Origin of the sequence: Paenibacillus sp. MER 180, from assembly GCF_023713665.1 — a bacterium.
Taxonomy (GTDB): Bacteria; Bacillota; Bacilli; order Paenibacillales; family Paenibacillaceae; genus Paenibacillus_B; species Paenibacillus_B suaedae.
In genome coordinates, this window is record NZ_JAMAVT010000005.1 from 405,213 (window position 1) to 431,016 (window position 25,804).

General features: G+C 44.2%; 30 protein-coding genes. 6 read left to right on the top strand and 24 right to left on the bottom strand.

Annotated elements, in window-relative coordinates; translation table 11 throughout:
• Window positions 1-34: 34 nt before the first annotated feature.
• From M3661_RS11180 to M3661_RS11255, 16 genes are all read right to left on the bottom strand, one after another.
• Complete coding sequence (locus M3661_RS11180; RefSeq protein WP_251484816.1) at window positions 35-769, bottom strand: YfjL-like protein; 735 nt, start codon at window positions 767-769, stop codon at window positions 35-37.
• Window positions 770-880: 111 nt separating this feature from the next.
• Window positions 881-1,435, bottom strand: coding sequence for a GNAT family N-acetyltransferase (locus M3661_RS11185; RefSeq protein ID WP_285852959.1), 555 nt, complete (start codon window positions 1,433-1,435; stop codon window positions 881-883).
• Between the two features lie 13 nt (window positions 1,436-1,448).
• Window positions 1,449-1,598, bottom strand: coding sequence for a hypothetical protein (locus M3661_RS11190; protein WP_155987193.1), 150 nt, complete (start codon window positions 1,596-1,598; stop codon window positions 1,449-1,451).
• 79 nt (window positions 1,599-1,677) lie between these two features.
• Window positions 1,678-2,550: a GNAT family N-acetyltransferase gene (locus M3661_RS11195; RefSeq protein ID WP_251484820.1), complete on the bottom strand. Its 873-nt coding sequence runs from the start codon at window positions 2,548-2,550 to the stop codon at window positions 1,678-1,680.
• Window positions 2,551-2,673: 123 nt separating this feature from the next.
• Window positions 2,674-3,108 carry a GNAT family N-acetyltransferase gene (locus M3661_RS11200; RefSeq protein WP_251484823.1) on the bottom strand — a complete coding sequence of 145 codons (435 nt, stop codon included), beginning with the start codon at window positions 3,106-3,108 and terminating at the stop codon, window positions 2,674-2,676.
• A 56-nt stretch (window positions 3,109-3,164) separates the two neighbouring features.
• Window positions 3,165-4,118 carry a magnesium/cobalt transporter CorA gene (corA, locus tag M3661_RS11205; RefSeq protein WP_065290607.1) on the bottom strand — a complete coding sequence of 318 codons (954 nt, stop codon included), beginning with the start codon at window positions 4,116-4,118 and terminating at the stop codon, window positions 3,165-3,167.
• Between the two features lie 240 nt (window positions 4,119-4,358).
• Window positions 4,359-4,841: a GyrI-like domain-containing protein gene (locus M3661_RS11210; RefSeq protein ID WP_251484838.1), complete on the bottom strand. Its 483-nt coding sequence runs from the start codon at window positions 4,839-4,841 to the stop codon at window positions 4,359-4,361.
• A gap of 39 nt (window positions 4,842-4,880) precedes the next feature.
• Entirely contained in the window at window positions 4,881-5,429 is a 549-nt protein-coding gene (locus M3661_RS11215; RefSeq protein ID WP_065290609.1) for a GNAT family N-acetyltransferase, read from the bottom strand.
• Window positions 5,430-5,659: 230 nt separating this feature from the next.
• Window positions 5,660-6,103 (bottom strand): NUDIX hydrolase, encoded by a 444-nt coding sequence (locus M3661_RS11220; RefSeq protein ID WP_065290627.1) that lies wholly within the window; start codon window positions 6,101-6,103, stop codon window positions 5,660-5,662.
• Window positions 6,103-7,098 (bottom strand): 5'-nucleotidase, encoded by a 996-nt coding sequence (locus M3661_RS11225; protein ID WP_083189067.1) that lies wholly within the window; start codon window positions 7,096-7,098, stop codon window positions 6,103-6,105. The genes M3661_RS11220 and M3661_RS11225 overlap by 1 nt, the downstream gene beginning before the upstream one ends.
• 16 nt (window positions 7,099-7,114) lie before the next feature.
• Window positions 7,115-7,546 carry a hypothetical protein gene (locus M3661_RS11230; protein ID WP_065290610.1) on the bottom strand — a complete coding sequence of 144 codons (432 nt, stop codon included), beginning with the start codon at window positions 7,544-7,546 and terminating at the stop codon, window positions 7,115-7,117.
• A 102-nt stretch (window positions 7,547-7,648) separates the two neighbouring features.
• Window positions 7,649-8,215, bottom strand: a complete 567-nt coding sequence (locus M3661_RS11235; RefSeq protein ID WP_065290611.1) for a GNAT family N-acetyltransferase — start codon at window positions 8,213-8,215, stop codon at window positions 7,649-7,651.
• A gap of 5 nt (window positions 8,216-8,220) precedes the next feature.
• A complete protein-coding gene (locus tag M3661_RS11240) occupies window positions 8,221-8,691 on the bottom strand; it encodes an NUDIX domain-containing protein (RefSeq protein WP_397376513.1) in 471 nt (156 codons plus the stop codon).
• A gap of 86 nt (window positions 8,692-8,777) precedes the next feature.
• Window positions 8,778-9,137 (bottom strand): VOC family protein, encoded by a 360-nt coding sequence (locus M3661_RS11245; RefSeq protein ID WP_251484843.1) that lies wholly within the window; start codon window positions 9,135-9,137, stop codon window positions 8,778-8,780.
• A 296-nt stretch (window positions 9,138-9,433) separates the two neighbouring features.
• Window positions 9,434-10,531, bottom strand: a complete 1,098-nt coding sequence (locus M3661_RS11250) for a DUF4303 domain-containing protein (protein ID WP_251484846.1) — start codon at window positions 10,529-10,531, stop codon at window positions 9,434-9,436.
• A gap of 167 nt (window positions 10,532-10,698) precedes the next feature.
• Window positions 10,699-11,457, bottom strand: coding sequence for an SMI1/KNR4 family protein (locus M3661_RS11255; protein ID WP_251484849.1), 759 nt, complete (start codon window positions 11,455-11,457; stop codon window positions 10,699-10,701).
• 233 nt (window positions 11,458-11,690) lie between these two features.
• Between M3661_RS11255 and M3661_RS11260 the strand changes: the two genes are divergently transcribed.
• Both M3661_RS11260 and M3661_RS11265 read left to right on the top strand, forming a co-directional pair.
• The gene (locus tag M3661_RS11260; protein ID WP_251484852.1) at window positions 11,691-12,107 is read left to right on the top strand and encodes a hypothetical protein; all 417 of its coding nucleotides are present in this window, start codon (window positions 11,691-11,693) and stop codon (window positions 12,105-12,107) included.
• A 24-nt stretch (window positions 12,108-12,131) separates the two neighbouring features.
• A complete protein-coding gene (locus tag M3661_RS11265; RefSeq protein WP_251484854.1) occupies window positions 12,132-13,214 on the top strand; it encodes an ankyrin repeat domain-containing protein in 1,083 nt (360 codons plus the stop codon).
• Between the two features lie 123 nt (window positions 13,215-13,337).
• On the opposite strand, the gene M3661_RS11270 is transcribed toward M3661_RS11265, so the two are convergent.
• Window positions 13,338-14,315 carry a serine hydrolase domain-containing protein gene (locus M3661_RS11270; protein WP_251484857.1) on the bottom strand — a complete coding sequence of 326 codons (978 nt, stop codon included), beginning with the start codon at window positions 14,313-14,315 and terminating at the stop codon, window positions 13,338-13,340.
• Window positions 14,316-14,706: 391 nt separating this feature from the next.
• Between M3661_RS11270 and M3661_RS11275 the strand changes: the two genes are divergently transcribed.
• Window positions 14,707-15,048, top strand: a complete 342-nt coding sequence (locus M3661_RS11275; protein ID WP_251484860.1) for a DUF485 domain-containing protein — start codon at window positions 14,707-14,709, stop codon at window positions 15,046-15,048.
• Between the two features lie 3 nt (window positions 15,049-15,051).
• Window positions 15,052-16,599, top strand: a complete 1,548-nt coding sequence (locus M3661_RS11280) for a solute symporter family protein (RefSeq protein WP_251484862.1) — start codon at window positions 15,052-15,054, stop codon at window positions 16,597-16,599.
• A 429-nt stretch (window positions 16,600-17,028) separates the two neighbouring features.
• Here the strand turns inward: M3661_RS11280 and M3661_RS11285 are convergent, their stop codons facing one another.
• Both M3661_RS11285 and M3661_RS11290 read right to left on the bottom strand, forming a co-directional pair.
• On the bottom strand, window positions 17,029-18,474 hold the full coding sequence (locus tag M3661_RS11285; RefSeq protein WP_251484864.1) for an MFS transporter: 1,446 nt from the start codon (window positions 18,472-18,474) through the stop codon (window positions 17,029-17,031).
• On the bottom strand, window positions 18,471-19,535 hold the full coding sequence (locus M3661_RS11290) for a bifunctional transcriptional activator/DNA repair enzyme AdaA (protein ID WP_251484866.1): 1,065 nt from the start codon (window positions 19,533-19,535) through the stop codon (window positions 18,471-18,473). The genes M3661_RS11285 and M3661_RS11290 overlap by 4 nt, the downstream gene beginning before the upstream one ends.
• A 544-nt stretch (window positions 19,536-20,079) precedes the next feature.
• Here M3661_RS11290 and M3661_RS11295 point away from each other — a divergent pair.
• Window positions 20,080-20,589, top strand: a complete 510-nt coding sequence (locus M3661_RS11295) for a GrpB family protein (RefSeq protein ID WP_251484868.1) — start codon at window positions 20,080-20,082, stop codon at window positions 20,587-20,589.
• Window positions 20,590-20,998: 409 nt separating this feature from the next.
• Window positions 20,999-21,976 (top strand): EndoS/ChiA family endoglycosidase, encoded by a 978-nt coding sequence (locus M3661_RS11300; protein WP_065293806.1) that lies wholly within the window; start codon window positions 20,999-21,001, stop codon window positions 21,974-21,976.
• 219 nt (window positions 21,977-22,195) lie between these two features.
• Here the strand turns inward: M3661_RS11300 and eutH are convergent, their stop codons facing one another.
• The 5 genes from eutH to eutD all read right to left on the bottom strand — a co-directional run bounded on the left by eutH (window position 22,196) and on the right by eutD (window position 25,797).
• Complete coding sequence (gene eutH, locus M3661_RS11305) at window positions 22,196-23,311, bottom strand: ethanolamine utilization protein EutH (RefSeq protein WP_065293805.1); 1,116 nt, start codon at window positions 23,309-23,311, stop codon at window positions 22,196-22,198.
• Between the two features lie 274 nt (window positions 23,312-23,585).
• Window positions 23,586-24,131 carry a BMC domain-containing protein gene (locus M3661_RS11310; protein WP_065293804.1) on the bottom strand — a complete coding sequence of 182 codons (546 nt, stop codon included), beginning with the start codon at window positions 24,129-24,131 and terminating at the stop codon, window positions 23,586-23,588.
• Window positions 24,124-24,399 carry a EutN/CcmL family microcompartment protein gene (locus tag M3661_RS11315; protein WP_021252525.1) on the bottom strand — a complete coding sequence of 92 codons (276 nt, stop codon included), beginning with the start codon at window positions 24,397-24,399 and terminating at the stop codon, window positions 24,124-24,126. Before M3661_RS11315 ends, M3661_RS11310 begins: the two co-directional genes overlap by 8 nt.
• A gap of 15 nt (window positions 24,400-24,414) precedes the next feature.
• Window positions 24,415-25,143, bottom strand: coding sequence for an ethanolamine utilization protein (locus M3661_RS11320; protein ID WP_251484870.1), 729 nt, complete (start codon window positions 25,141-25,143; stop codon window positions 24,415-24,417).
• An 18-nt stretch (window positions 25,144-25,161) separates the two neighbouring features.
• The gene (gene eutD / locus M3661_RS11325) at window positions 25,162-25,797 is read right to left on the bottom strand and encodes an ethanolamine utilization phosphate acetyltransferase EutD (RefSeq protein WP_251484942.1); all 636 of its coding nucleotides are present in this window, start codon (window positions 25,795-25,797) and stop codon (window positions 25,162-25,164) included.
• Window positions 25,798-25,804: the final 7 nt, after the last annotated feature.

Below are 25,804 nucleotides of genomic sequence, written 5' to 3' on the forward strand. Positions count from 1 at the left end.
AGCGTAATGACAGTTGAGACAGCTCTGCGTTCCCTTACAAGAGCTTTATGTTCTTCTTCAAATCCTCTATAGACTGGATAAACTTGAGTTGATCGTGCTCTAGATGAAGAATTTCGTTCTTTGACATTTTATTTTGTTGAGTCCCTTTCGTCTCAGCTGCCCTTACGAAGACACCCATGGGTTGGGAGGTTCTCACCATATCATTGATTACCTCACGCAATTGCTCCAACACATGGTCGCCTATATCGACAGACTTCAATCGAATAAACAATTCAGGAACATCCTTCGGCTTTACCGGAATGTGCACCCCGTTCTGATCCTGATCACCGCTGAGCCCTTCGGTAAGTGATAATGTGTAATATGCGTATTCAATCTGAATCGATTCAATATCTTGAAGCTTGAACAGATCAGGATGCTTTACTTGCAGTCCATCGCGAATAGATTCAGACCAATACACAAGGGTATAATCGTCTTGCAATCGCTTCCCAACATAGTTGCCCTCGGCGTCGAAGTCACTATCATCGTCCACACGAATAATCGCTTTGTTCGAATCCTTCACGTTATATACTTTCGCTGTATATACTTTAAATTTAAAATTATAAGAACTTCCTTCCGCTGCAACATCCATATTGTACTTTTGTTTCATATAATCGATTGCCTTCCGCTTTACTTCAGCATGTTTCCAAGGTAATCCTTCAATTTCCGTATAGACGAAAAACACAAAGGACAAAAGCAAGACAACAACCACAATCGATATTATTTTCTTCATGCAACACCTACCTAACCTAATTGTACACACTAGCTTCATTGTTCTCACTTCTCCGCGTAACTGATTCGTGTACTACATGCGAGTGAGGGGTGTACAGTATCACTTCATCTTTTATATGTTTTCTGCATGATCCTTTTGAAGCTTGGCAAATAGAATAGCATCTATAAACCTGTCATTTTTGCGATAGCACTCCTGCAGCAATCCTTCTTGGTGGAATCCGGACTTCTCAAGCAGTTTTTGTGAAGCCGTATTTGTTCCAAACACATAGGCTTCGATTCGGTTTAATTGCATCTCCTCAAATCCAAATGCGACTATGCGGTTCAATGCTTCCATCATCAGGCCCTTACTCCAATGACTTGGATTCAATTCGTATCCTATCTCGGCTTTGCAATCTGCTCTCCGCCAGTTGTGATAGCCGCAAGTCCCAATGATTCTATCCTCCGATCGTAGTGCAATTCCCCAGCGAATGCTCTGTCCTTCCTCAAATCGTTGGTTCCATCTCTCTATTAATTGTTCGGCTTGTTCAATCGCCACGAAATTATCCAAGTTATAATACTGCGTTACTTCGTCCGTTGAGAAGTTCTCGAATAGATTGGGCGCATCCTCCGACCTGAGCTGCCGTAGAATCATTCTGTCCGTTTCTAATCTAGGAAATGTTGATATCATCTTGCTTCCTCCTTCAATTCTTCATGTTCTTTAATTCATCCAAGATATCCTGAAGCTGTTTCATTATCTTCTTATCATTATCAAGCTTCTTCTTGGTGTTAATTTCAATTCTGACGAGTGTAGCTAAGAAGAAAAACGAAATAATAAGAGCAGACCACTCCATATTCATTTCACCTCAGTTTACATTGTCGTTGACCAGCTACACGCGTATGGGCAAGACACTTCTGACCTAGTTCCACCCGTTATCCAAATATTTGCGCTGCAATCCCGTATAGTGTACGATTTCTTGCCGGCAGCTGTTGTGCATTCTTAATCATCACCGGAGGATGGGTTTCTCTCTCAAAACCAGCCTGTATCAACAGCTCGATAAATTCAGGTTGTTCCTCTGGCACATCAATACGAAGCAGCTTGCCCCGGTTATCTTCGGCCAAGTAATGAATCATGGCTGATGCCGCTTCCTGCCGTACAGCTACCACTGGTCCAAGAACGAGATACTTCGGGCCTTGAACGGCAAATCCATACCCGATCAGAGTACCTTTGTTATCCAGTACAACTACCCCCTGCTTCGCCTGTTTCCAGCGAGCAGATAGGAATGTCTCTCTGTCTGCTCCAATGGCCAACTGATCCAGCTCACGAATCCCGGGGAAGTGTTCCAACCCTAGCGGCATGGTACGCATTTCAGAGACATAGTCACTCCGATTAGATAATGTGGAATTGTAGCTAGAACATACAAGCTTATTGACGTACGACACGGTATGATATCCCATGCCTTCATACAAAGGTCGGCCTTCTTCCGTTGCAATCAGCATAATGGTGTCGCTGTTATCAACAGCGTCCATACAAGCTTGAACAACCGCCTTCCCTAAGCCCATCCCTCTATAGCGTTGATCAACGATAACCATACCAATGGTAGACAATCCAGGCTTGTAGGTAAGAATAGCGGCACTAGAAATAATGTCCCCTTGCTCATTGCGATGTCCCCATACCGTTCCCGATGACATAATCGTCTGAATATCCTGTTCATCATAATCCCAACCGATCGAAGCGGATAGGTCTATCAATCCCTGCGTATCTGTTATACGCAATTGCTCTACAGCTAATGTCTGATTCGGCATCAAATCTATCACCTTTCTGAGCACACACTTTAGAAATAGAAATAAAAGAACCCAGCTTTACAAGATCATGCTTCTGTAGGACTGGGTCTGAAGTCGAAATTCAATTATTCCATTATTATACACCTAATAACTCTTTAACACGCATAAAAATCGCTCCACACCCGGATATTTTTCACCAAGACTTGTAACATCAAAGCCAGCTCTCTGATAGAACCCAACCGCATCTCGATCCGTTTCTGCTTCAAGTCTAACAAGATTGTGGATCTGCATCACATGTTTGATCATCGCATGTCCAATTCCTTGACCACGAAGGTGCGGCTTTACCGCGATATGACGCAGTACGCCTTCTCCGGTTGCATCTGCACGTACACCAATTAATCCGACCAGCTCTGCTTGAATGACAACTCCATACAGGAACAGTGACTCATCGCTTCGGTAGAGAACAACCTGTCTATTGATCTTCTCTTCGTTTGGGTACATACATGCTGCTAGCAACTCTCGCACCTGTTCCCAATCCGAATCCCTCTTGAGGTTAACTGGTGTATTCATGTTGTTCATGTTGTTGCGGCCTCCCTATAGCGACTCTTATATTCTTGAATTCCCTGCTCCATTTTTCAATCAAACCAGCCTTTTCTTTTAAACCATGCGTACATTCCAATGCCGCCGCCAACGAGAACTGCCAAAACGATAAAATAACCCCATTTCCAATGAAGCTCAGGCATGTTATCAAAGTTCATACCGTATATTCCAACTATGAAAGTTAGTGGCATAAAAATAGTCGTTATGACTGTCAATGTCTTCATAATCGTATTCATTCGATTGGAGTTTAAGGACATATAGCTGTCTCTCATATCAGCAGTCATCTCACGGTTCGATTCGATCATTTCGGAGAGCTTCAACAAATGGTCATAAATATCTGTGAAGTAGAGCATGTTGGTCTTTACGCCTTCGATACGCTCGGAATTAATGATTCGGTACATCAATTCCCTCATCGGCAATATCGTTTTTCGCAGTTTTAACAGCTTGGATCTGATTTCAAATATGTCGTCCATCACGCTTTGGATAGAGTCTTTCCCCTCTTTGGATTCAATATCAGACAATTGATCTTCAAGCTGATAGGCCGCAGGGAAATATTGATCGACTAACTTATCGATAACCAAATGAGCCGCATACACATGGCCAGCTTCGAACAACTGCTGATTCTCCGCAATGCGATTCCATGCGTCGTCGATTTCCTGTGAAGGATTCAAATGAAATGTTACAATAAAATTGTCTCCCCAAAATAAATCCACTTCTTCCGCCGCAAATGTATGAGGGTGGAGTGAGTGCAGAACAAAAAAATGAGTGTTTTCATAATGATCAACTTTCGGCCGCTGCAGCAAATGGTGCAAGCAATCTTCAACTGCCAACGGGTGGAAATGGAAATACTGCTCCAGGAGCAACGCTTCTTCAGGCGAAGGTTCATTGAAGTCGACCCAGTACCACTTTGCTTGTATCTGCTTAAGCTCCTCTAAGGTGATATCCCTTCTCAATTCTAACTTATCCGTCACAGCCAATACACGAATCATAGTACATCGATCCCCTCAAGTTAGTTAAATGACATTCAGATAAAATAGGATCCAGTTGTATTATGTGTCATAATCATAACTTACTGCGTATAAATCGGACGACCATTCAGACGATATGCTTTCCATACCTTTCGAAAGATGAAATACAGTCTCACTTCGAGACTTGCTCGCCATAGTTTATACCGATTCGATCTAAGATTTGATTTTTGCTATTCCAAACAGCGTTCATCCCCACGCTCTTCACGATTCTGATATTATAGGCAGCATCAGCTCGATAACTTCTTCTCCTTGATCGCCTTCGACAGATACTCTTCGAAATTCAATGCCGTATGAATCAGCAAGTTCATAGGTTGATTGCTCAATCCAGTTATATAAAAAGTCATAGACTTGATAAGCTTCATGAGGTTGCCCTTGATAGGCAGCTCGAACATAAGTGCTGGCAGGAAGGGTAATCGAACTCATTCCTTCGGGAATGTTTTCTAATGAAGATACTTCTACAGCAGCCATCCATGTGAAGGGATCCGTTCTGTAATCATAATTGGGTGGATCGATAAAGATACCAATCGAATCATTATTCATTCTGTGCTCGATTTCACTTATCCGACTTTCGAATGCATCGTGAAGCTTCGGGATATTTCTTTCTTCCCGTTCAATTGGCAAGATCGCTTGTAATGAAACACCTACTGCCATCATCGACCCTTTATCAACAAGTATTGCCTCCATGCCCGCATCTCCCCTCAATAAATAGCATCCAAACAACGATTATGAAACTACAACTCCAATTTCCTTTTGGTATTTGCTATGACCGTCTGTACTCCCTACCTTTTCGAAGCCTTGTTTCAAGTAATATGCATTCAACTTCTCATTATCACCAACGCAATCAAGCCTTATATACTTCTTTGCAGAAGGAAATTGCAAGCCATTCTCTACCCACGTTATGATTTGCTTGCCTATCCCCGTCCCGGCATAGTCCCGTGACACGGCCAATCGATGAATCATTACAGAATCCTCTAGATTGGTATCAGGCCAAATATGGTGATCCCACTCCTCTGGTTCTATGAGAACACAAACCGTGCCAATCACAGTATCTCCTTGCAAGACGACATAGGCAGAACCACTGTCAATGCTCGCTGTAATATCATCTCTGCCATATCCGTCAAGAAAATGTCCCCATTGTCTTATTCCCTTGCTGTTGAGCCACTCGGCCGTCTCTAGAAATATGTTCAGCATTGCCTCAAAATGCTCAGATGTCGCCTGGCAAATCAGATATTCCTGAGCTATGTAATGTTGCTTGATGATCGTATTTTCCATTATTGTCACCCCGTCTGATGTTCACTTATTCCTCTTCTAATAATAGGATGCAAAACAACCCACATCTAGCGAATATCGAAAGGTGGGTTGCAGTACGTTTAGTTATGCAGCTATTCAAAAACGGAATATAAGGGATAGAAATCTCACGATGCGCTCTTTTCTTCCGATCCCAGATTTTAACTATACTACATTCTCTAACAAAATAAAAGAACGAATGTTCGCATTTTCATTCAAATGTCAGCATCAAGCTCGAACAATAAGGCTAGAAAAGGAGTAACTTTACACTTGGGCAAATCTTCAATGGCAATCCAACAAGCACCAAGTGAATCCTCCCCATCTCCGCCCACTCTCAATTCATGATCATTAGGTATGTCTACATTGTAAATGATGCCGATGTGATGGAGCTCTTCTAACGTATCCTCGGCATAGGGATAAATCAGGGTGTAAGAGAGCGCGGTTCGTATCGTTCCCGAACAATTCGTGACGCCTGTTTCTTCTTCTATTTCCCGCAAAAGCGCTGCATAGGGCTCTTCACCGAACTCGATTCTTCCTCCCGGAAGATCCCATTTCCCTGCATGCGGGCCTCTTGCTTTTTTGATTAGCAGTATTTCATTATTTCTCATCATCACGCCATATACGCCAAGATGAGTATGTTTTATTACGCTGCTCTGCATCACTGCATCCCAGTCCCTTCTGTTAAGAGGATCGATGCAAGTTCTCTGCTCTGTCGTGTTTCGCCTGCTGCCTCAACATTCTTTACTCCGAACGGGACGTGGACGGAAGGCGCGATTCTCGCAACTCCTTCTATATGCCCAACCTGGTCATCAAAGAAGATGTGCGGTTTAAAGATTTTAAGTACCCGCTCCTTCTCAACTCCGCCCAAGAAAAATGCTTCATCAATCCGAATATCCAGCTTTCGTAGAGTGGAAATCACCCGTTCATGCGCAGGAGCATTCCGTGCCGTCGCAATGGCGACTCTTATTTTCGGCCGGTAATCTGGATTCTCGATTCTGCGATTAATCTCTCTCCGCTGCAGCTTGGATATTTCAAGAAAGAAACGCAGCAACGGCCCGGCAGGGAGCGGCTCTCCCGCCTTCAACCGCTCATGCTGATGAAACAGCTCAATTGCTCCCTTTTCATATACAGCCTCTGCCGAATCATCTGCAATAATTCCGTCGAAATCAAAGGCAATACGGAGCTCTTCATCTTCCTCATCATCAACGAAATCAGTCGGATACACGCAGCCCGCTGGCAATCCCAACTCAACGGCCTGCTTCACATCATCCTTATTGCCAGACAAGAAGAGCGACGCATTAAAAGCATCCATATATACAAACGGATCATTTCCCGTGACGAATACCGCGCGCGTAATAGGCAGACCATAATGCTCTATCGATTTGAATACGCGTAGACCAGTATCCGGATCATTGCGGGACAACAGAACGACCTCAACGGCTTGAGCGCCGATATCCGCATCGTTCAGACCGAGCAATCTTTTAATAAGTGGGAAAGCCACACCTTTATCCAGCACTCGCTTCTCATTCTCACGCTGATACTTCCGATATTCTTCTTCACCATGTTCCTGAAACACAGCATCTGATTCTGTCAAATCAAACAACGCACTCGACGCTACAGCCACTACCAATTTATCTTGGATGTGATACCCCATATCATTTTCCTCTCTGCTAGATCTCCTGTCCTTTTTGGATATGCTCGCGCATTTTCTCCCCAATGATGTCATAGAACGACACGATATTATCCTCGGGACCGTTGACAATGCGTTTATATGCCTTCCCTATCGGATTGGCCTGGGCTCCATGAGCATTTAACAGGTACCCTCCATCAACCTCTTCCCATCTGCATTCTTCGCCCAGCTCAATCCTCATAATCTCTCCTACATAGATGCCCCAAATCGCCGCTATTGACCACACCTCTCGATCGAGCGGCTTAATCATATCATCATGACTCGCATAATCATTCGCGTAGTTATCCAATATGTCCTCCACCCGATGAATACTCTCGCTGCTGAAGTCCAGCGTGTGCCCCATCGTTTCAGCAATTTGAATGGCCAACTTCGTATGATGTGCGACCATTTCATTCAAGCTGTTTGTACCCATATTATGATCCTCCAATTTATTCTCGTTATTGTTATTCTCTCTCTTATCATGAACCAGTTCCTTTTCAAGCCCCAGGTGCTAAACATTCATTTCTTCACACTTCTACTTCCCAGTCCATTCAGACTTGCGCAGCTTGTAATACAAATGCGCCTTCCCATCGATATCGATCTCACCATATTGAATGAACCCACACTTTTGGATCACTCTATTTGAAGAAATATTGTTCAATAGCGCTACAGCATTCAGCTCTGTTACATCCGTATTCTCGAACAAATAGGCGATAAGCGCTCGTGCCGCCTGCGTCATATATCCCTTCCCGGAATAATCTCGGGAGATTGCATACGCAATTTCCCGATTCGGAGACGGCAATTCATCCTTCATCCCTGTTACGCACCAGCCTATAAATGCACCTGTCTCCTTCAGCACAATTCCCAAGCGTAGGCAAAGATCACCAATATGTCCGTCTTCTGCGACCGCCTGCAGAAAATGTTTATTCTCTACCAACTCGTAGTTGGCCATCCAATCCAACCTTTGCTCCTTCGTCGCGTTCCAATCCGGTAAGAATTCCAAAATAGCAGGCTGCTGCGTTAATGCACATATTGCATCCACATCTTCCATTCGATACTCACGCAGTAATATGTCGCCACAATCAATTGTTAACTCTGTCATTCTAGTCAGCTCTCCCCTGATGATGCAATGTCGCTCCCCCAGAAGGGAGTTCGATTGCCACTCTTACAATGTGTAATCGCTTCCCGAACAGGATACGGGAGTAGATTATGCTTGTCCATTTCATTGACATGAATCCAATAAAATTCTAAATGTTGTTCCTTCGATTCCGGGTTTCGAGAATGATCAATGCCCTGCGCATCCGCAATAAATAAATGATTGATTTCCTGATGATAAACATTGTTGTCTTCATAACCCGCTTCAACCGCACCAATATACTGCTTCACTTCACACTGTAGGCCCATCTCTTCGAATATTTCACGAGACAGCGACTCCTGCATTCCTTCCCGAAATTCAACATGTCCACCAGGCAGGAACGTATTGTCCATCCCAATACAATGTGCCACTAGCAGGTATTCCCCTGATAACATAATGCCTCTGGCTAACACGTGATATTTTTGTCGCATCTCACACTGCATTCCAAGCTCATTCCTCTCCGATGTTACCGCTCTTTTGCTACCTTCATGCAATAATGCACGCAAGAATCTATCCATTGATAGCTCAATTACGAATGATCCACATGTGCCAAAATATTTACAAGCTTTCCGAAAGGATCTCGCACATAAAAGCGTCTCACTCCCCATGGCTCATCTGCAGGCCCGTATTCAATCGGGAATCCAGCACGCTCCATCTTTTCTAGTACAGGATCGACATCATCCACTTCCATCGACACATCCGGCACAGGCGTGTCAGAACCTCCTTGTGAAGCAATGCTTATCTGGATGCTCATTTGGTCGTTAGAACCATAAGTAGCGATCCAGCCATGATCCATCATGAGATCAAGCCCCAAAATTTCCTCGTAGAAACGCTTGGCTTCCGATAGATTCGACGCAGCTATATTGGCAACGATTCGTTTAACCGTCATAGGTACCTCCATCATAAGAAATCAGACCTGACTCTGCATTCGCCTCGGACTACCATGAACTTCCTTTCTTAAGTGTACTTTACCTACAAAAGGAAGTATATACTATCATTTCGATGAAGCGATGATAACCATATGCATCGTAATTTTGGACTGTTTTGTCAATGAACCTTTTTGGGGTTTGGCAAAAAACAAGCCAGAGCGTATTGCTCGGGCTTGTCGGAATTTTATTAATTCTGCTGTTCAAAATCTTTCTTAGCTCCAACGACCTTAATAGATTTGCGAAAAGTTGAACTCTTTCAATATGCCAAAAGTGCGCGGATCTTTTTCCTTTTTGCAATAGAAACATCGCCGTTTGAAGCGCCGACACTAAGCAAGACTGGTGAATTATATTCTTCGGAGAAGAAATCCTCTGCTTTTAATTCCACCAATACGTCCGTACAAAGATCAAGCAACTTATCGCGGAAACGTTTCATTTTGCCATCTGATCCCAAAGCCGCACTATACATGGCAAGTTCGTTGCAAATCGGCTCGAACAAATCGAGCGTAAAATCTGTGCCTTCATAACGCCATTCGTTAGTGGCGTAAGCAAAATAATCCTTATCTGAGGGATCTTCAGCCACAAGTTTTTCGAAATGTGCTTTTGTATTTGCCGCGTCCGCTACCATAGAGCCTTCATCATCAACGTACAGGCCAAAAGAGATAATTACTTCATGTCCATGCGCTTTTATTATTTCGCGGAATGATTTTTGTGCGGCTTGTTTCAATGGCGCTTTTAGTGCTGCAAAGTCAAAGGCGGGCAGTTTGGGCATAACGATAAGGTCTTTGATATATGCATCAAAAGTAGGGGCAACGGTTGTCAATTCCCAATAATATGTTTCGTTAATATTCCGCCAGTCTTCTTTTCCATTGACAGGTTCGCCGTTTTTGCCACGTCGAACTTTTCGAGTTATGAAAGCTACAGACGGCTCCCCGCTTGTCCCACACTCCAAATAGTTTAAAACAAAGAAATCATAATAAGGTGCACCCAAGATGCTGCCAATTTCCAATAGATTTGGAATGTCATAGAAGAGTGGGGGCATATCACGCGCCTTGTGTCCGGCATAGTGCGTTGGAAGACTTTCATCTCCAGGACGGTGACCGATTGCATTAATATAATCAATTTTTACATGCCGAATCGTATTGCCGGATCCATCAAGAATAGGAAAGCCATTGCGTTTAAGTAATCCACCATTTTGCGATGTGGACACAAACTCAATGTAAGAAGCGGGAAGTTTAACGCCAAGCCGTTGCTCCAACGCTGCTAATTCTTCATCGGATGGCAGTGGCAGGATAAAATATGCTGATCCTTCCCTCTTCCATAAGTTTTTAAAATCAGCTTCAGTAAAATAACTCATCTAGGTACCCCTTTTCACAAGCATTCTTTGCGTTCGCCCAAAACATCCAAAACATCCAAAACAAGTCGTACACAAACGTCGCCACGCAAAATATAATTATTGCCGTTCGCTAAAATTGAACTACCTACGCCGTATGCTTATTAGGTGTATGTAAATTTATGCCCATACTACTGATCCAGTTCCTTACACGTCCCGTTCACTTCATCCCAAAATTCATTATTCAAATCAATTTCTAAAGACAGTTCGTTTAAATCAAAGGGAACCTCTAAATCTTTACTCTTGAGTACTCTCGAAATCTGTTCAAATTGTTCTAACGTATCTGCAATTTTAATCGGAACCCACTTTCCCGTTCCGTGATATGAAAAGTAAACAGGAAAGCCAATATCTTTTTGAGTAAAGTCAATATAAAAAGGATCGTCCATCGTGTTCACCGCGAAAACATACCAGCCATCTTGCCAATCGCCGTTTTTATCTGAAACGAGAAATTCCCCTGAGAGAGAGTTAAAGCGATAGCCTTCCTGCATTTTATTAAAATCATTTATGTCTGCGTAATATGCTGGAAGCATTCCTATATAATCAAAGCAGATATCAAGATTTATAAATTCTACTAGTTGCTTCGGCAATTCTGGAATCTGTTTGGCTTCCTCGGGGATCCGAGCTTCAACGGATATCACTTCCTCCCTATCATCCCTTTCGATGATTTGAAGGATCTCTGGGTTCTTTAGTCGCTTTACTAAATAGTCGGCTGTACCAAAGTACACCTTTTCCATAAGCGTATATGGCAATGACTTAGATTGTTGGTATAAATGTGTGGCATTCGTGGTGAGTTGCAAGGCTTCTCTAAGATGTACAAACCCCTTCAAGCCATCAGGTGGCAACTTAACAAGCACGATATCAACCCATACACGGTTAGGCCTATCCTTCATCCTCTAAAACCTCCTGTCTGTATTGCAAATACGGTAGCATACCCACCTACTAAAATCTACATCTAGACTGTCTGTCAATGTTTTTATATCTGTTGAAAGCCTTATTTATACTCAAATTTTGATTTTTGAGTGCATACAACCGATTGAACTTTTTGGAGTAATCTGGTGTAATTAATGAAGTTGAATGTTGATAGAAATCGTTGAGAAATTATATAGTGCGAGGATTTAAAAGTATGTTAATTTTAAAACCTGTAATGCCCGAATTCAAAATATCCACCACTGACCTAAAGGTAGTTTATACAGAATCTGATGGCGTAAAAGTTGAAGTTGGTGCTATACCATTGAAGAATCCGCAAAGCATAGATTGGGACAAGTGTGTGAATATTGAAATTTGTTTCCCACTAGTGGCAGAAGCTAAATGCGTAACTGTACCTTTCTATGAGAATCATTATAATGGTTATTATATTGATGTCCCTGATCAAGAAAAATTTCATCATTTAGGTTTTTATGAAGTGGTTAATTCTACATACCTGCAGGAAAATGTTAAAAAATATGACCCTAAAAATAGGCTTGGTCTAAGGCATTATATGATTACAGGATATGATGGCTATGTTGAATTAATAGCTTCAACGTTTTCGGTCAATGAATAACTGCTGTAGAGTGGAGTTGTTGAGATGTTTAAGCTAAAGGACATTGGAACCGATACGTCGCTTCCTGATCTTGTCAGACACATCAATGAAGGCAATCTATCAGAGCTGCGCGATGCCATTGCACAGGGCTGGGATATGGAACAAGAGATTAGAATAAGCCAATATACGACTGTGATCCCGATAGAAGCAGCCTTAATTGCGGGACAATTCGAGGTAATTAAATTGCTTATCGAGCATGGTGTGAATTTGAATCATAAGAAGGAACCGTCCTTCCTGCTCGCTGTTCGCTATTGTGAAGAGGAGATCATAAGATACATCGTAGCGCATGGAGCCAAGGTCGATGCCCTAGATCAGCTTAAGTCCAATGCCTATCAACAAGCTTATTACGGGAACAAACACAACCTTCCGCTTATCCATGAGCTTGGCTTGGATGCAGCCAGTTATGGCGGCTATACACTACGTAAAGCCGTTAACGATCGGGATTGGCGTACAATTGAATTTATGCTTCAGCATGGAGTGGATATCAATTTCAATAAGCCGGATATGGTCTTCCCTTATTGTGCTACCCCCTTAACCACTGCCGCACGAAATGGCGATTTGAAGATGGTTCAATACTTAGTTGAACATGGAGCCGATGTGTGTATATGTGAAAAAGGCGGTGATCGTGCCTATACGATTGCTGTGCAAAATAAAGATAGCGCGATGGCCGAGTATTTGAAGTCAGTGGAACCTGCAGAATTCCATACCTATGAAAATAAAAAATTGGCACTGAAGAACTATAAACTGCCGCAAAACGTTATTGATTTTCTAATGGGAGACAAGCTGCGGATCGAATTGCCTGACAATGAGTTCGAAATCGGCTACATCGAGTTCTTCACTTTTTCAGATACGATTGAAATGAAGGCAGGTAGGAAGAAATTGCTGCGTCTCTCCGCAGTCGTTGATAATTATTCTTCGATTCTCCTTGTCTGGAATCCAAAGACGAAATGCGTCGGTTACTATGATGAAGAGCACCAGGAATACGGCGATGTATGTAGTTTCGAGGATTTCCTTGCACAGCCAGAGCTCTATATGACCAAGTTTGTCGAGGGAGACTTGGTGACATAAAACAGTAGTTCTAATTTTGTGTCATACATATGATGTAATGAGAATCAGGTTAGCAAGCTCTCGAAATATCGAGAGCTTCTTTCTTGTATCTCGTAGATGATAACCTTCTAACACAGTTTTTCACTACATTTTCTCGATCATATTGCACACCATATTGCCAAACGTTTTAATATCCTCTAAATAGTCATAACTTGCAGGATTTCCACCCTGTTGATTGTACATTCTTACTGCCACCGTTTGATATTTTGGAATGACAAGGCAAGCGCAGCCAGTTATGCCGAGCGATTGAAACGAACCTCCCGGAAGCTGATCCCCCAGCTCAGATGCAGCGCGCGGAACATCCTGAACAAACCAGAAGAAACCGTTCCTCGGCAAATGCGTCTCTAATTGAGGCGGTGTACATATGGATGTAGCCAGTTCGAAGACTTCTGCTGGAATGATTTTAGTTCCCTGGTACATGCCCTTATCTAAATGAAGCTGTCCCCATCTCGCCAACTCACGTGCACTTACAAATAAATTCCCATCATTCCCCTGATCATCCGTATATTCTTCATGAAGCCAGACCAGATTATCATCTCGTTCTTTACTCCATCCTGTCTCTGTAAATCCGCACGGGTGGAACACTGTTTCCTCCAATACGTGGACAAACGGCTTCTCATACAGTTTCTCCATCAACTTAATAAGTAGGTTTACACCCATGTTGTTATAGGCCCAGTCGGTACCGGCAGGAAACAATCTTCGATTCAAATGATGGAGTCCGTGCGTATGAGTCAGCAAATGACGTATCGTCGTCCCTCTTAGCGTCGCTGCCATTTGTTGATCTGTGATATCTATATAGTCGTCTATGTAGTCCGTGATAGAGTCATCCAAGTTGCGGATTTTCCCTTCATACAATGCCAAGCTGACCACGAACCCTAGATATGTTTTCCTCACCGATGCGACGTTGAAGCGGGACGCTGCATGAGTTCCAGAGTACCATTCGTTAACAACTTCCTGCTTATGAAGAATATAGGTAGCCGCTGCTGTGGCTGAAATCTGATGTTGAATCCGCTCAACATATTCATTCAATGCTGCGAAATGCTGCGTACATGGCTTATTCATAGGTTACGCTTCCGCCCCCTTCTGCTTCGAATCTTAACAGATCGTTTACTTCTTATCTAGTTCCCGCAATTATAAACACAGGTATAAACCACCAGTATGGTGCATATAACGTTACACATTCAACTTCACAGCATGAGATCAGCAATCAAGCCTATTTCGAAGACACTCTTCACGATTACAAATCGTAATGGACTGAAATAAAGTCATAAATCAGGTATATCTTTACAACAATTCATTTTATAGTATAATATCTTCGAATTATATTTTCACAAGTTGTACACATCTACATGAACATTAAAGGTGGTGGCCACTTCTAACTGCACGGAGTATTTTGTAAGCGCTTCGTTTTTTGTACGATGCAGGTATACTCATTGAATGAGAGGGATTGCTGATGGCAGGTAAAAAGGTAACAGCCAAGCACAAGAGGCAGGAATTAACTCCCGAACAATACTCATCAATTGCGAAATCAGATAGCTTCAGAATGCTGATTCGAACCAAGAAAACCTTCATTATTCCTTTCACAATCTTCTTCCTTTGCTTCTATTTCGCCTTGCCGATCCTTACATCCTACACGGACATCTTGAATTATTCCTTTTACGGCAGTATTACATGGGCTTGGGTCTTTGCCTTACTGCAATTTGTGATGACCTGGGCATTTTGTATGATTTACTACAAAAAGGCATCTACATTTGATAAAGCCTCCGACCAAATTATTGCTGAGAAAGGGAGGTAAACCATGAATACTGCTGCATTTATTATGTTTTTAGCCATCGTTGCGGTGACACTCATTATTACCTATTGGGCATCGAAAAAGAGTAAATCTGCAAGCGAATTCTATACAGCTGGAGGCGGCTTAACCGGATGGCAGAACGGGATGGCGATTGCCGGGGACTATATGTCAGCGGCTTCGTTCTTGGGGATTGCGGGATCGATTGCGCTAGCAGGATTTGATGGATTTTTCTACAGCATCGGCTTCCTTGTTGCTTACTTGGTCGTACTCTTCTTGGTTGCAGAACCTTTACGAAATTTAGGGAAATATACGTTTGCGGATATGATTGCCGCTCGCTTTAAAACGACAAAAATTCGCGGATTCGCAGCGTTTAATACCATTGCCATATCCATCTTCTACATGATTGCACAGCTTGTAGGGGCAGGAGCTTTGATCAAGCTGCTTCTCGGCATTGATTTTGCAACCTCCGTCATCATCGTAGGTGTTCTTATGACCATCTACGTCACTTTTGGCGGAATGCACGCAACGAGTTGGGTACAGATTGTCAAAGCAATTCTGCTTATGGCCGGCACGCTTCTTATCTCGATTCTCGTGCTGTACAAATTCAACTGGAGCCTCACAGGCATGTTTGATCATGTCAAAGATGCAACACCACTCAAAGAGAAATTCCTTAATCCTGGTGTTAAGTATAAAGATGGTCTTGACACACTCTCCTTAACGATGGGCTTAGTTCTTGGAACCGCGGGCCTTCCTCATATTCTTGTCCGCTTCTTTACGGTTAAAAATGCGAAGACAGCTCGCAGCTCGGTTGTATACGCAACTTGGATAATCGGTATTTTCTATGTGATGACGATATTCCTAGGTTTTGGGGCTGCTGCATTTGTTGGAAATGGAGATATTACCGCCGCGGATAAAGCAGGGAACATGGCAGCTCCGCTCCTCGCAAAAGCACTGGGTGGCAATATGCTATTTGCATTTATTTCTGCTGTCGCCTTCGCAACCATTCTCGCCGTTGTAGCAGGACTTGTACTTACCGCTGCTGCAGCCTTCTCCCATGACTTCTACAATCAAATCTTGAGAAAAGGGCAAGCGACAGAGAAGCAGCAGGTCAATATGGCACGCTATGCTTCCATTGGGATATCTGTTATTTCCATTATTCTAGCCTTATTTGCACAAAATCTTAACGTTGCATTCCTCGTATCGCTAGCGTTTGCCGTTGCAGCAAGTGCAAACCTGCCTGTTATTCTATATACGATTTTCTGGAGGCGTTTTAATACGAATGGTGCGATCTGGGCCATGATGGTTGGTCTGATCACCTCCGTGGGGCTCGTTCTCGTCAGTCCGAACGTATTTCATCCTGAAGCTGGAAAGGCGATCTTCGTTGGACACGCGCTGTATCCGCTCACGACTCCAGGTATTGTCTCCATTCCACTCGGCTTCATCGCTGGTTATATCGGAACCATATTGTCTAGTAAAACAGGAAAAGCCGACAATCAAGTCGAATTCGATGAAATTCTCGTACGCTCCAATACGGGAATCGATACCGCGGTGTAATCCTAAATTAGCAAAAAGCATCCGTTCTGCGGATGCTTTTTGCTGTATCTCTTGCTCACAATGCATCATGGATACGAGACGTTGCATCATCTGCGACGCGATGCCCTATCTCGTCTTGATAGCCTGAGTACATTCGGTTACACTTCGCTCCGACCTACTTTGAATCTGATCTGATCGCTTTACATGAAATGGTGAAGATACGAACTATTTATTTTTCAATCCATTGTTAAGTGTCGGCGGCAGAGAGCTACTTTACGAAATTTGATTCTATGAGCCACTAATATATTACCGCTAGGGTCATAAAAATCGAAATCCATACCAAGGATCTCTGTTTCTCTTGATTCGGTTCTAATAGCCCCTCTGTCTTTTCTTTCCTCACCAACTTGTACCTCTATACTCTTTAGGCCTTTTCAATTTCAGGAGGTATGTTTATTCGTTATTGTAAGTGTTTGCTTGTTCCCTCGCAGTCTTGTGCTGCGGTCGTAGTAAAAATAGTCCAAGCACAACTGCAAGTGCGAGAAAGACTGCGAAGAATCGGAAACCGAGGTTAGTAGCTCGAATCAGGACTTCCTTCGAATGAACCAACTCGTAACCCCCGACTAAAGGAACATCGGAGTTGACCACTAATTGAACTACAGCTAACGCAAGCGCTTGGCTAATAGCCCTGCACATGTTGTATACGGTCCAGAACATACCTGATGCAGAACCAGCTTGCTCTTGTGGAGCGGCTGATAGTACCGCTTTAGCTAGTGATGGCCATGAAAGTCCGGTTGCTGCAGAAATAATTAAGAGCGGAACAATGACAGCTATATTCGACAGTTCAGGCCCGAGTTGTCCAAGCATCAGTAGCGCGAGACCAATAAAAAACGATCCGAGCAGAATCATTCTTGCAGGGCCGATACGATCGGCAAGCCTACCTCCGAGTGGGGCTGTGAACAACTGGGGCACTGATAGCGGAATCAATAACAACCCCGACTCTAACGGACTGAGGTGTAATGCAGCTTGCATATACAGCGTGAGCAGAATGGTGACGGCGAAATAACCGATACAGTAGCTCATTGTGATTCCAAGTCCTATGGAGTATTCCCGATAAGCGAAAAGACCCAAATGAAACAATGGATGCTTAACCTTCTTCTCAATGAAGATGAAGATAATCCAAAGGAACAGCGCTACTGCGAACAGTCCGAACGTTTTTTCCGATATCCACCCCCAAGTTTGGGCCTCGGACAAGGCGATAAGCAGTGCGGTTAAACCTGTTCCGTACGTCAACACGCCGAGCCAGTCAGTCTTCGTTTTTTCGCTCGATTTATCATCTTTTAGAATTAGAATACCGGCGACCAAACCAACAATACCGATCGGAACGACCGCGTAGAACATGGAACGCCATCCAAATTCGCCGATTAGTAGACCTCCGGCAACAGGACCAATGAGAGAGCCTGTCACCCATGCGATATTGTTAATGCCGAGTGCGACCCCAAGTTCATTAGGCGGAAATGTCCGTATCAAGATCGGAGTGGATGCCGCCATCGCCATGGCAGCACCGGTACCTTGCAGAAGGCGAGCCGCGATTAGAACTGCGCCGGAGTCTGACATACCGCAAAAAGCAGTAGCAATCGTGAACAAAGCGAACCCCCATAGAAAAATGCGTTTGGTACCGAACATATCGGACCATCGGCCAGAAGGAAGGAGGAATACTGTACTCGTAATGTAGAACGAGGTGATCGTCCACATTCCCGTTCCAATCGAAAGATGCAGTTCTTCCATGAGTGGAGGGAGACCGTTAACCACAATCGTAGCATCTAGATTCGTAATAAATGACACGAGTGTAACCACGAGTAAAATGGACCACTTGCCCGACTGCTTGATCTTCATCATCTTATGTCCTCCTCCACGCTCCCATTCTTCTCATGGTCAAGCAGCCATTGTTTCCGAGATATACCTCCTCCATAACCGCCCAAGTCGCCGTTCGAGTTGATAACACGGTGACATGGAATCACAATCGCCATCTGGTTGGCTCCATTTGCTTGGGCTACGGCACGATAAGCACTTGGCTTTCCAATCGCCGAGGCAATGTCGGCATACGAAGTCGCCTGACCTGGAGGAATTTGCCGCAATTGTTCCCACACCTTCTTCTGAAAAGGCGATCCAAGCAATTTCACTGGCGTTTTGAATTCTGTTAACTTACCTTCGAAATAATCCCTGAGTTCCCTTTCAATCGAATTGATCGGCGCTGTGCTGCCCGGAATGACCGCGGATTTTGCCTTCCTTCTCAGGCGTTCAATCTCTCGCTCCAATCCTCTGCGGTCTATAAATTCGAGTAAATATAGCGCTTGTTCATCAGCGATTGCGATCATCGGACCAAGACGCGTATCCAACCACGATGCCTTTAAAATCTGTTGATTGCCCAGCCCGGCAGGTGCTGTACCCATAATGCGCGAAAACGCATCCCTGAAGCCGCTGCCGGATTCATAACCTGCGGACAACTGCGCTTCTATGACCGTGCTGCCTGCCCGGATATGCTTCAAGGCTATTCCCATTCGCCGAGATCTCGCATATTCAACAAAAGTCATTCCGAACCTCTTCTTTAACTGGCGGCGCGCAGTTGAAGCATCCACGGATAATTTTCGGAAGTCTTCGTCCGTCCAGCGGTGTTCCGGGTTTTCTTCCACCGCGTTGACTAGTTTACGAACCAGCTCCGAGACATGGCCCGGATGAGATAGCGGACGGCAGCGCTGGCAGGGTCGGAATGATGCCAGAAGGGCTTCCTTGGCTGTCTCATAAAATTCACAATTTTCAAATTTTGGTTTTCTTGCCGGACATGTAGGTCGGCAAAACACACCGGTTGTCTTCACTCCGACATAGAAAATGCCTTCATACTCGGACTTTTTATCGATAAGCGCCTGGTAATACACGAGTTTCCTGTCGGTCGGTATCATTCTGCTCCTCCTTTTAATACGGTTTTGAATTCTTTGAAGCCATTGCGAAACACTGTTATGATTATAACGTTTCCGAAAAATAGTTCCGCCGAAAATCGGGCATTTATTTTTTCATGTTAATCCACATTAAAATATAGAAGTCAACTTAAGCGAAGCGTTGATCAAGATGCCGAGCGCTTTGGCAATTTCCAGCAACCCAGTAGCCGTCACGATCAAGTCTGGTCTGGGAAAAGCCGGAGGAGCACGACGGATCACCTTACATTAGCCCGTTTAGATAACCTTTCTTTCGTGCCAGTTTGTTGCGAAATCTGCCTTATAGTATTCCTACGAGTGATTTAGCGTTTGAACATAAAACGAGCCCCTCGGTTACGATAGACTGTTCGTCGGAGTATATTTATATAATGCTACTCTTCCGCTCTCTCCTACTTCGAAACCGACCAGATCGTTTACTTCTTATATTATCCCCCCCTATTATATATCTACAGGAATAGATCGCTAGTAAGATCAACATAACGTACAGGTTCGAAGGAGGAGATCTGTAGCGATGAACGTAATCGTCACGAAATATAATGAAAACTGGAATCGTATGTTCGAGGATGAAGCGCAAAAAATAAAAGCGATATTCAGAGATGAGTTGATCGAAATCCATCATATCGGCAGCACTTCAGTACCCGGGTTACAAGCCAAACCGATTATCGATATGATGCCTGTTGTAAAGGACATCACCAGAATCGATTCTTTTAATGAGCAAATGAAGGAACTCGGTTACGAATGCATGGGCGAGTTCGGCATGAAAGGAAGACGGTATTTCAGAAAGGGCGGAGATCATCGAACCCATCACGTGCATACATTTCAGTTCGATAACACGGAAGATATTCATCGTCATTTGGCAGTAAGGGATTATTTGCGAATACACTCCGACATTGCATCACGATATGGCCGCTTAAAAGAAAGGCTAGCGCGACAATACCCTGATGACATCGAAGCTTATATGGACGGGAAGGATTCATTCGTGAAGAACCTTGAAAGAGAAGCAATAGATTGGCATGCCTAAATCACGTTGTATAGTTGATAGAAAAAAAGCCTCGGACTAATCTGAGGCTAACCTATTTCTAGGGATATTATCCTTTCCCCCTTATAGCCAATGTGGCTTTACTACTGGATTCACGCCGAATGAAACGGTCTTGGGAGAAGAAATAGTGGCAACTGGATCCAAAAAATAGCATTAATTTTACGATTTCACTTCACTTTTTTGTACTTCTGTACGATAATAGTAATGACTCAACTTTTGCAGATGCAGGAATTTACGCCTATGGTGAGTCAAACCGTAATACGTGAATACTTCTTTGGGGAGGCTTTGAATTTATGGGATGAAAGACAGCGCTGAAGACATGATTTTCTCTGAAATGTAACCGCTTACTTTATTTTGGTAAATTATCATCTAAGAAAGGGAGTTATCATTTATGAAAAAAACATCCATGTTGTTGCTCTTGTCAACCGTTTTAATTTTATCTTTAGTGAGTGGCTCAATTGTTTCAGCTAGTCCTTCAACTTCTTTAGCAAACGAATTGACCAAAGGTCAAAAATCTCCTGTAATGATGGCATACTACAGAACATGGCGTGACATAACTATGCCTCATGATGCAAATTCAACTCTCCCAGACCCTAATGTGACAGCGATGACAGATATTCCTGAAGGAGTCGATATCGTTTCTGTCTTCCACTATGTTAACCCAGGTACAAATGAAAAGTTATTTTGGGACACGCTTCGTGATACATATGTGCCTGCCTTACACGAACGTCAAACCAAAGTGATACGCACGATAGATATAAGGGAGCTATATAACGTTCCTAGTATGGGTACAATGCCCACATCCAAAGAATATGATAATCATGCGCAATCTTTAGTTGATAAATACATAACTCCCTACAATTTAGATGGCTTAGACATTGATATGGAGGAAACGTTAACACAAGACAAAGAAACAAAAGCTTCTGGTACTTTTGAAGCTCTGTCTAAACGTTTAGGACCACTGTCGAACAGTGGCAAATTGCTTATCTATGATACAAACAAAGACAATCATAGCCTGTTCAAAAAAGTAGCTCCATTCTGTGACTATTTGTTCCTTCAAGCTTACGGCAGAACCCCTAGTAGACTAGATACTACATGGGCAACTTATAAAAATACGATCTCCCCTGATCAATTTCTTCCGGGAATATCTTTTCAAGAAGAATTAGGTGCCAACTGGGGTGATGCTCAGGAACCATTTGAAACAAGCAGAGCTTACAAATATGCAGCTTGGCAGCCAAAAGATGGCCCTAAGGGCGGAATGTTTATCTATGCCATCGATAGAGATGGAAAAGTATACGGAGATAATACAATTACAAAAACAGACTTTAGCTGGACAAAAAGATTAATTGATGTCATGAGAAACAACTAAATATCCTTAATTCGGGTGCATGAGATTTCATTCATGCACCCGATTACGTTCACTTTCCGACACACCACTGTCCACATTGTATGGCTCCGAGTTAGTAATTTCCCTAACCAATATCAAAAAAAGAACCCTTCTTAGGCATTACACCTAAAGAAGAGTTCAAAACAATTTATATCATGCCCATATACATAAAATAGAGAGATAGAGTGCCCATACCATTCATTAGATCGATTCCGGAAGCTCTTCCTTCTGCTCCGGTTCGGGTGCCAACTTTTTGGCCAAGAACATAGCGACGATAATCGCTGTAATACCACCTACAAGCTTGCCGACGATCATTGGGAAGATCATTTCCTTCGCAACCCCAGCCGTAAAGCCGAGGTGATCGCCGAATACGAATGCGGCAGAGACAGCAAATGCAACGTTGATGACCTTACCGCGCACATCCATATCCTTCATCATACCGAACATCGGGATAACGTTAGCAAGCGTTGCTACCAAGCCCGCTGCAGCAATCTCGTTCATACCGAGCATTTTGCCCAGCTTCATAAGCGGCTTGTTGAATACCTTCGTAATGACGAATACCATCGCAAAAGCACCAGCCAATACAATGGAGATGTCGCCAACGATCTTAATTCCTTCTTCAATCGGTGCAAGTCCCGGAATGATTGTAATATCGGTCAACTGCTGCGTGATACCAACCGCAAGTCCAAGCGTCGCAACAATGACGATGAACTGACCGAAGATCGTGAAGCCCTTAATCATTCCATTCGGGAATTTCCATAAACCTAACACAATCAGCACTGCGAACAGGATGATTGGAACTAGGTTGGTCAAAATCATTGAAATCGAGTAACCTGCCACCAATCCCCCGATTAAGCAACCAAGAGGAATGGTAACTATACCAGCCAATACGCCGGTTGCCAAGTACTTCTGGTCTTCCTTCTTAATAATGCCGAGTGCGACTGGAATAATGAATACGATTGTTGGCCCGAGCATGGCGCCTAGAATCGTACCTGCGAACAATCCCGCTTCCGGCGTCTGCGCCAATTCCTGTGCGAGTGAGAACCCGCCCATATCGTTGGCTAACAGCGTCGTGGCAAACATTGCCGGGTCTGCTCCGAGCGCACTGTACAGCGGTACGACCACCGGACTTAGCACCTTGGCCAATACTGGGGACAGAGAGATAATCCCCACCATGGCTAGTGTAAGCGACCCCATTGCCATAATACCCTCATCGAACTGGTGTCCCAATCCGAATTTATACCCGATGCACTTGTCGATCGCACCGAGAATCATGAAGATAACCATGCCGTAAATGATGATTTCATTAATCTCCACGAACGTGCTCCTCCATTCATACCTAAGATCAAAAGCGAGCTTTTTAAACTACCTATTTTCAATCACGTTTAAAAAGATCGGTTTTCAGCACCGAGAAGGTTGCGGGAACTCGAAGCCTATGCTTTCGTAGCGAGTTTTGCGTTGCAAAACTTGTAAGGAGCAGCGCAGTGTAGCCTAAACTACATGAGCAGAGGACTTCAAGAGTGAACGCAAGATTCGATGCCGAGTTGCTTTCAATTTTACTTCGTGATCAAAAGCGAGCTTTTTAAACTACCTATCGGAAGTGTTGTTTGAGTTCTTCGGATGGGGAAGGTATCACGGAATAATGTATAATCCGCTTTTGATCCATGGAGGATACGAACACCTTCATCCCCTGCTCGACATCGCTCACACTACCCGTGAATACGGCGAGGAACTTGCCGCCGATAGCCATGCCGAGATTCATTTTCTTCACGTGAATGTCACTTTGCTTCAGTGCTTCATTCAGTGCATAAATACCGGAAGACACTGTAGAAGTCTCCACAATTCCAAGTGCATCCACAGGTAGTGAAGCGTTGCTGCGTTTCAGCCCCTCGACGACTTCGGAATGAACACCGTGCAGTTCGAAATCGCTAATACGGAAATCACTTGCTTCCGCTCGGGCTGCTTCCATCGCAGCCTGAACATCTGCCGTGTCACCACTCATCATAATGAGGAACTTCCCCGGGCAGATCGGCTTCATATGATGCACGCTGACGGGAGATGTCTTCAGCATGCGGTCAGCCGTCTCATAGCCTTTGCTTATGCTGCGCAGCTCAATCACACCGATTGCACTAGTCATGAGATACCTCGATGGAATCGACAATGCCGACAATAACCGCGTCGACCGGTATGTCTGAGTTCGTGAATGATGCACGGGCTGCGCTTCCCGTTGTCACGAGCACAGTATCACCGATGCCCGCTCCTGCATTATCTGCCGCGACGAAGTAATCACGCTGAACGGGTTCATCATGATTCGATAACGGCTTGACCACCAGGAAGGTCAGACCATTCAGCTTGTTGTCCTTGCGGGTCGCCCACAGGCTTCCCGTAACTTGTCCCACGATCATAGCTTCACCCCGCCGTTATCTTCTGTGCACCTGCATCTTCTGCATGCGCAAGTAGTCTTGCGCGAGCGGTGTAATGATGCTGTGCCGATCAATGACAATTTCTTTTCCGTTATGCAGACGATGCTTCTTCAATTCCGCTTCCGTAATAACCTTGCGATTCAGCACTAGCGCGTGAGACGCTAGGTCGCTTACTACGGATTCAACCCGATTATCTTCCGTTGAAGCCAATGGCTGTTGTCCAACTTGCAGTTTTCCAGAGACATTGCCATTCTCTAGGCAGGCTGCAGGAAGATCCTGCTCTTTTACCAGCCGAATGCCGTAAGCACTAAGCTTTGCCGCAAACTCGTCATACATCTTGTACAACAGTACAGGTGCCGTCGACTTGTATTTGCGATACAGCAATCCTTCTTCGAGTGCGATAACCTCTCGCCCCTTAAGCAGCATCGTCAAGACAAATCGTTCGCGCGGGCCTGCACTTATGCCGTTAGCGAGATTGGCTAGCAGCTGAATGCATAGCTTCGGAATAATTAATACATCACAATCTCTGAGCGTCTCATCATAATAATGAACGTCAACATGCGAATTCAGTACGCTCTCCAATTCCGGTACCGCTTCCATGGATAGAAGAACCGCTTGCTTTCTCGCTGCAATCGGTTCTTTCTTGTCCTGTTGCCCTAGTCTTTTGATTACCTCTGCTGCTACGGCTTCAATGATTGCAGCCCGGTCTTGAGCTTCTATGTTCATTTTTTCACACTCCTAAACCTAGATGCTCTGCTTTACAATTATGCCCTTCGTCCCTTTCGCAAAGCCGCATGCATTTGCCTCATCATAGTCGATATGCATGTAAGTCTCATAGTTGGAGCTGACACGTACAAGCACATCGTCGAAAATAAGCGGGCGCTTGCCATACACTTTCACCTGTACGATCTCGCCATTTTTCACGTTGAACTTCTCAGCATCCTCAGCTTTCACATGAATATGGCGCTGTGCAGCGATGAGTCCTTTCTCCAATCGAATCATGTTGCTGCCAGAAGCAATCACGATGCCCGGAGTTCCTTCCAGCTTGCCGCTTTCTTTTACAGGTACAGACACACCAAGCACAACAGAATCTGTCAGTGATACCTCCACTTGAGATTCCTTGCGCTCAGGGCCGAGCACGACTACGTTATGCAGAGAGCCCTTCGGACCGATTAGTGTAACGCGTTCTTTACAGGCATATTGCCCAGGCTGAGACAAATCCTTCGCCTTCGTCAATTGATAGCCTTCGCCGAACAACGCATCGATCGCTTCCCGGTTCAAATGCACATGCTTGCCGGATGCTTCCACCTCGAAGCAGGCTTCATTCTGCACACGTTTCACCACTTCGTTAATAATGCTTTCTACCAGTTGGTTATCCACCATTTTC